Genomic DNA, 270 nt, shown 5'->3' with positions numbered 1-270 from the left:
AGCGCTACCTGTTGGACGAACTGCTGCCCACCGTGGCCGCGAGTTTTCCGGTGGACAGGCAGCGCTGCGGCGTGTTCGGCCATTCGATGGGCGGGCATGGCGCGCTGACGCTGGCGCTGAAGAATCCGTCCGTGTTCCGCAGCTGTTCGGCTTTCGCGCCCATCGTCGCACCCAGCCAGGTGCCCTGGGGGCAGAAGGCGCTTCCGCGCTATCTCGGCGAGGACCGCCTCGCGTGGCGCGCATATGACGCCACCGCCCTGGTCGAGGACG

At 68.9% G+C, this 270-nt stretch carries 1 protein-coding gene; it reads left to right on the top strand.

All coding sequences use genetic code 11. The features are described 5' to 3' along the window. Positions 1 to 11: 11 nt before the first annotated feature. The coding region (locus FLQ44_RS17895; RefSeq protein ID WP_276607877.1) for an alpha/beta hydrolase-fold protein at positions 12 to 270 on the top strand (259 nt) is incomplete at its 3' end.

It is taken from the genome of Vogesella mureinivorans, from assembly GCF_007644035.1.
In the GTDB taxonomy this organism is placed as follows: domain Bacteria; phylum Pseudomonadota; class Gammaproteobacteria; order Burkholderiales; family Chromobacteriaceae; genus Vogesella; species Vogesella mureinivorans.
The sequence above is the reverse complement of the archived record's forward strand: the minus strand, read 5'-3'. Positions and strand labels throughout refer to the sequence as shown.